Annotated in this window: 3 protein-coding genes and 2 pseudogenes; 1 reads left to right on the top strand and 4 read right to left on the bottom strand. The window is 60.2% G+C overall.

Annotated elements, in window-relative coordinates:
* From EN781_RS24115 to EN781_RS24100, 4 genes and pseudogenes are all read right to left on the bottom strand, one after another.
* Positions 1-1,565 (bottom strand): annotated as a pseudogene (locus EN781_RS24115) (glutamate synthase subunit alpha); the annotation flags it as partial.
* Between the two features lie 333 nt (positions 1,566-1,898).
* Positions 1,899-3,011: a TlpA disulfide reductase family protein gene (locus EN781_RS24110; protein ID WP_051695610.1), complete on the bottom strand. Its 1,113-nt coding sequence runs from the start codon at positions 3,009-3,011 to the stop codon at positions 1,899-1,901.
* A 290-nt stretch (positions 3,012-3,301) separates the two neighbouring features.
* Positions 3,302-3,577, bottom strand: a pseudogene (locus EN781_RS24105) (pyridoxal-phosphate dependent enzyme); the annotation flags it as partial.
* An 8-nt stretch (positions 3,578-3,585) separates the two neighbouring features.
* Positions 3,586-3,843, bottom strand: coding sequence for a hypothetical protein (locus tag EN781_RS24100; protein ID WP_029356656.1), 258 nt, complete (start codon positions 3,841-3,843; stop codon positions 3,586-3,588).
* Between the two features lie 611 nt (positions 3,844-4,454).
* Between EN781_RS24100 and EN781_RS24095 the strand changes: the two genes are divergently transcribed.
* Entirely contained in the window at positions 4,455-5,384 is a 930-nt protein-coding gene (locus tag EN781_RS24095) for a TauD/TfdA family dioxygenase (RefSeq protein WP_029356654.1), read from the top strand.
* The last annotated feature ends 210 nt before the right edge of the window (positions 5,385-5,594 follow it).

Raw genomic sequence — 5,594 nt, 5'->3', positions numbered from 1 at the left:
ATCAACAGCTTGGTGTCTTCCTGGGTAAAGCCGAACGCCTGCTGGCGATCGAGCAGGCTGACGTCCCTGCGCAGCGCCCGCGGCTCGACCGGCTTCAGGTCTTCGAGGATGAGCTGGGTGTTGGCGAGCCAGCTCTTGTAGGGATGCCTGGTCGCGATCTCCGACTTGATCTCCTCGTCGGAAACGATGCGACCCTTCTCCAGGTCGATCAGCAGCATGCGGCCGGGCTGCAGCCGCCACTTCTTGACGATCCTTTCCTCCGGCACCGGCAGCACGCCGGCTTCCGAGGCCATGATGACGCGATCGTCGTCGGTGACGATGTAGCGCGCCGGGCGCAGCCCGTTGCGGTCGAGCGTGGCGCCGATCTGGCGGCCGTCGGTGAAGGCCACCGCCGCCGGCCCGTCCCACGGCTCCATCAGGGCGGCGTGGTATTCGTAAAAGGCCTTGCGATCTTGATCCATCAGCTTGTTGCCGGCCCAGGCCTCGGGGATCAGCATCATCATCGCGTGGGCGAGCGAGTAGCCGCCCTGCGTCAGGAATTCGAGCGCATTGTCGAAACAGGCGGTGTCCGACTGCCCCTCATAGGAGATCGGCCACAGCTTGGAGATGTCGTTGCCGAACAGTTCGGAATCGACCGAGGCCTGCCGCGCCGCCATCCAGTTGACGTTGCCGCGCAGCGTGTTGATCTCGCCATTGTGGGCGACCATGCGATAGGGATGCGCCAGCTTCCACGACGGGAAGGTGTTGGTCGAGAAACGCTGGTGGACGAGGATCAGCGCCGTCTCGAAACGCGGATCGGTCAGATCCTTGTAATAGGCGCCGACCTGATAGGCCAGGAACATGCCCTTGTAGACGATGGTCCGCGATGACATCGACACGACGTAGAAGCCATTGTCGACGCCCTTGGTCTCTTCATGGATACGACCGGAAATGACCTTGCGCAGGATGTAGAGCCGCCGTTCGTAATCGTCGTCGCTCTCGATCTCGGCGCCACGACCCAGAAACACCTGCCGCTGGACCGGTTCTGAAGCAGCGATATCAGGCGCCTTTGACAGCGATGAATTGTCGACCGGCACGTCGCGAAAGCCGAGCAGCGGCTGGCCTTCGAGCTGCGCGACCTCGGCGATGATGCCTTCGATATGCGCCTGAAGCTCAGGATCGCGCGGCATGAACACATGGCCGACGGCGTAATGGCCGGGTTTTGGCAGTTCGACCCCCTGGCTGGCCATCTCCTCGCGGAAGAAGCGGTCGGGAAGCTGCACCAGCACGCCGGCGCCGTCGCCCATCAGCGGGTCGGCGCCGACGGCGCCGCGATGCGTCAGATTTTCGAGCACCGCCAGGCCGTCCGTGACGATCTGATGCGACTTGACGCCCTTCATATTGACGATGAAGCCGACGCCGCAGGCATCGTGCTCGTTGCGCGGATCGTAGAGGCCGTGGGCGGCGAACCCGGTAGGGGTCCGCCCGATCCTGGTCAGGCCAGTGGCGATGGACGGATTTTTGACGGCTGGCGCTTTCGTCTGCGCGGCCGGGCCGTTCGTCGCAGATGGCGTCACTTCCGTCATCGTCCTGTCCTCCGTTCTTGCCTGGCGCAGAGACAGGCGGTCGGCTGCGTCCCCCGTCTTCCCGGGATCGGTGGGCAGCGCCGAGCTTCATGTTGCCAGCCTTACTCCAGTGCCATCTTTGACGGGTCCGGGAGACCCTTAGCGGCAGTATGTTTTGGTGAGTTGATCAGGCACGTCTTCTCCTTGCTCGGTCACGTGTTTGCGGATAACGGCGAGGCTGGGCTGGACGCCTGGGCCGGCCTATTTGTACAACCACGTCAGGGAAATGGACGAATTGGCCAGTAAGCCATTCGACTATCGCCCCTCTTTGGTTTCCTCCTTGGCCGCCCCCTTTCACCTTTTGGGAAAATCCTCTTGCGGAGCCACACAGAGAGCGCCGTAACAAACCTTCTCACCCTTGTAGTTGGCCAGAGCCTGCAGCAACTCGGGTAGAAGGTGCTGTTTCAGGTCGTCCGAGACAGGCTCCGGACCCTCCAGCGCTTTCAGTGTCTGCTCGAGCAACTCGATGGCGCGATCTTTGTTGCCGCTCTCATGATAGTACTGAGCGACCACCGGATAAGACAGGAACTTAGAGCCGCCGCCTTGCGGCAGTGCCACGATGTGTTTGGACAGCTCTTCGCCCATCGCGAAGCGCTCAGCAGACGGAAAGCCGGAATAATCAAAGCCCGGCGCGAAGAGTTGGTATAGCGCCCAATACATCCATCCCTCGGACTTTCTGTCGATCGCGTCGCGAACGAATTGGCGCATTACGGGCAAGCCGGCCTGCATGTCGCGCATTCTGTGAAGCAACAGATTGACATGACTCACTCGGAAGTTGAGTTTGTCCGGTATCAAGGCGATGCCTTCTTCAATCGCCGAGAGCGCCGTCTTCCAATCCTCGGCCTCCATTGCCGGCCGAAGTTTGTCGTATATGGGCTTGGTCAGCGCTTGTTCGCGCGCTATGGTTTCGCCTTCCGCAATCCGCTCCGTATCGGCGGATTTTGCCTGATCGCTGGTGCGCCAGCTGCCGTTAAGCACCTTCGGCAAAACCTCATCGAGTTGCGTCGGATGACCGATAAAGGCGATGTGGCCGTCTCGGTCGACCACGAACGAGGTCGGGACCCCGTAAGAAAAGCTGGGCTCCATCCAAAGCTTGTCCATTTCGCCTGTGGAGTCGAATGCGATCCGATAGTTCAGATTCGGGAATTTTTCGGTCAACCAAGCGTCCAACGTGCTTCGGGCCTCGTCGGCCGTTGGAGCGTCTTCAGAAGCCGCGACTCCGACGATCTCAACGCCGTTGTCCTTGTATTTCTCCTGCAACTGGATCAGATGGGGCATCCCGTCCACACACGGGCCGCACCAAGTTGCCCAAAATTCGACTATGCACACTTTGCCGGGCTCAAAGCTGGTGAGGGGCTCGCCACGCAGCCAGTTCTCGACTTTAATCGAAGGAGCCGGGGACTCCATCTGCAATACCACGTTGCGGTCCAAAGCTATTTCCAAAGGTTTCTGCACGAGCTGGTTTCCTCTCAGAGACGGCACACGGGTTCAGGGAGGAGCGGATCGCTCGTCTTGCCCCATTGAGTGCAGTCACAGTCACTCAGTCTCAAAAGCCATGCCAACGCGCTCAGCGCGCAGTTAGCGCCCATTGCTTCGAAAAACCTCGACAGTGCCCAGATGTTGGTTGTAATGAACCTGACATTTGTCTGACGCTGTCAGCTTTTGGACACGCGATCACGCGCTTCGTGCCGCCAGAAGGCCAGGCCGAGCCCTGTGTTGCCAGCGGTCGCTTCGATGATTGTACCGCCCCGCGCGAGCTGGCCACGCTGTTCGGCATTAACGATCATCGACAACGCAATGCGATCCTTGATCGATCCGCCGGGATTCTGGCTTTCGAGCTTGACGAAGAGACGACACCTGCCGGTATCGAAGCTCTTCAGTTCGACGACCGGCGTCTCCCCAATCAGATCGAGCACTGACGCAAATGGCGGACGCAGGCGAGAGGACGCCTTTGTCGACGGTCGGCGGAACATCTCGAGGCTCATGCGGCTGCGGTCTCCAGAATGTCGGCATAGTGCCGTTGCGCAGCATCGGGATGCGAGCGCAGTCGGCTCTTCAGCAGTTGCGGAACAGTGCATTGTCGGGGTCGCTGGCGGGGCACCCGCTTCGGCAGCCGTTCAGGCGGCAGGTCAAGAAACCGTATGTCGGCATCAAGCCGCGCGCCGAAGAAGAAGGGAATCGAAACAGTGCCCTTCGAAAGACCCAGGGCAACGGAAATCATTGCATCGGGCGAGTTCATGCGCCTGAAGCAGCGCTGCCTGCAACTGCTTCATAGCGACAGGCGGGCGAGACTCTAGCGAGGCTTTCGCCGCTTGGTTGATTGAGGCTCTCGACGAAGCCACCAAGATTCGGCGGCCGATAATAGCTTGCTGCTCATTGGGACGTCGACCAACGCCGGGATTGAGAAAGGCAACCCTGCCCCACAAGGCGGGTGTCACACGTGCGGTGCGTCCGCTCGTCACGCCGGATGGTTTTTGAGACCTGGGTTCACGGCTAATCAGATGCACCCCTGTCGTCGTTTCGGTGCAGGCCGCCAGGGGGGCGTGTTGCAGCAGCTTGCAATTAGTTTCGCCACTACGGGGCGTGCGAGCACGGGGCTGCACAATGAGATCATATGCCGGCGTGGAGACCAAGGTGTGGCGCAGCCTTAGAGAACTCAACACCGAGACCGGAGCAACGGAGACTGCTCTTTCGTCGAGCCAGTTTAATTTAGAACATTCTTTCTATAGTTTACGTCAATTATCCTGTTCGATAGCTCTGTCGACTAGCGATGAGACTTTTCAACGCAGCGCGGACATCCGCTGGCCGGATGTGACTTGCTATCCCTTTCAAGATCAAACAGGAGAACCCATGAGCAGTCCAGTCCTTGTCAACCGGACCATTCTTGACTCCGACGTTGTACCGCTGACCAGCCGTGTCGGAGCTGAAATCAGAGGCGTTCGCCTTGGCGGAGACCTTTCGGACGCAGCGATAGCAGCCATCAACCAGCTTCTTCTAAAGCACAAGGTGATCTTCTTCCGCGGCCAGGAGCATCTCGACGATGCGGAGCAGGAATTGTTCGCGCGGCGTCTGGGTGACCTTGTACCTCATCCCACGCAGGGGCCGGCAGCCGGCACGGCCTCAATCCTCAATCTCGATTCCGGCCGTGGCGGTGGCAGGGCAGACCAGTGGCATACCGATGTGACTTTCGTCGATGCCTATCCGAAATTCTCGGTCCTACGTGGCGTCGTCATTCCGGCGGCGGGGGGCGACACGATCTGGTCCAACACGCACGCCGCGTACGAGAATCTGCCGGCGCCGCTCAAAATATTGGCGGACAATCTGTGGGCTATTCATAGCAATGCCTACGACTACGCAGCCGTGCGCCCGCGCGCCACAGCCGAAGAGAAGAGGCACTTCGAGGAAGTCTTCACATCGACGATCTACGAGACCGAGCATCCGGTCGTGCGCGTCCATCCGGAAACCGGGGAGAAGTCGCTGCTGCTCGGCAATTTCGTGCAGCGCCTCGTCGGCCTTTCCAAGAGCGATTCCGCCAAACTCTACGAGGTGTTCCAGTCCTACGTCACTGCCCCGGAAAATACCGTGCGGTGGCGCTGGCAAGTAAGCGACGTCGCTATCTGGGACAACCGTGCTACCCAGCATTATGCGGTCAACGATTATGGCGACCAGCACCGGGTTGTGCGTCGCGCTACGGTTGACGGTGACGTTCCGATCGGCGTCGACGGTCGCCGCAGTATAACCCGTGTCAAGGCAGCCAAGCCGGCGGCGAAGGCAGCCTGACCGTCTGAACAGGGTAAAGATGAAAACTTCGTATCGCCGCGGCCATATCGCGCTGCTTAACCGCCCCACAAAGCCTTATGATTTCCGAGAAGCAAGGCGAGTTGCGGGCTCGAGGCTTGGCCCGAAATCGAGGTCCTGCAGCGTGGCGCATGGCTCGAGTCGCTGCTCGTGGCCCCGCTGCAGCGGTACAGGTCCCCCACCGCCCCCACC

Source organism: Mesorhizobium sp. M4A.F.Ca.ET.090.04.2.1 (assembly GCF_003999085.1).
Lineage (GTDB): Bacteria > Pseudomonadota > Alphaproteobacteria > Rhizobiales > Rhizobiaceae > Mesorhizobium.
Note: the sequence above shows the minus strand (reverse complement) of the source record. Positions and strands in the feature narration are given on the sequence as shown.

Bases quoted from the DNA above. Each gene is read 5' to 3' on its own strand.
- EN781_RS24110 (WP_051695610.1), bottom strand. From the start codon at position 3,011: ATGGAGTCCCCGGCTCCTTCGATTAAAGTCGAGAACTGGCTGCGTGGC.
- EN781_RS24100 (WP_029356656.1), bottom strand. From the start codon at position 3,843: ATGAACTCGCCCGATGCAATGATTTCCGTTGCCCTGGGTCTTTCGAAG.
- EN781_RS24095 (WP_029356654.1), top strand. From the start codon at position 4,455: ATGAGCAGTCCAGTCCTTGTCAACCGGACCATTCTTGACTCCGACGTT.